Annotated in this window: 1 tRNA gene; it reads left to right on the forward strand. The window is 56.7% G+C overall.

Going from position 1 to position 386, the window contains the following annotated elements:
* Window positions 1-41: 41 nt before the first annotated feature.
* Window positions 42-118 (forward strand) — tRNA-Met (locus P2081_RS20440).
* The last annotated feature ends 268 nt before the right edge of the window (window positions 119-386 follow it).

Consider the following 386-nt stretch of genomic DNA (forward strand, 5'->3'; position numbering starts at 1 on the left):
ACAGTCCTCAAGTAGCAAAGCGATACGACAAACAAAACTGTCGCGGGATGGAGCAGCCCGGTAGCTCGTCAGGCTCATAACCTGAAGGTCGTAGGTTCAAATCCTACTCCCGCAACCAAATCCAGCGAACTATCGCAAATATCCAAGCCCGCCCCTCCGGCGGGCTTTGTCATGTTCAGCATCTCCAATAGCTTGCCCCGCAGCTCAAGCGCGTGATGCGTCGCCTCCGCGTCCCAGGTCACCACAACAGTATTAATGATTTGGTGGAGTTCTTCGCTGGCACGCCCAGAGACGCCCTCGTCTGATAGGGTGCCCACCAGATCGTCAATATGGGCACGGTAGAAGACAGGGAGGTCCTGGGGCAAGAAGATGGGCTCTGGGGCTGC

Origin of the sequence: Pseudophaeobacter profundi (assembly GCF_029697505.1) — a bacterium.
In the GTDB taxonomy this organism is placed as follows: Bacteria; Pseudomonadota; Alphaproteobacteria; order Rhodobacterales; family Rhodobacteraceae; genus Pseudophaeobacter; species Pseudophaeobacter profundi.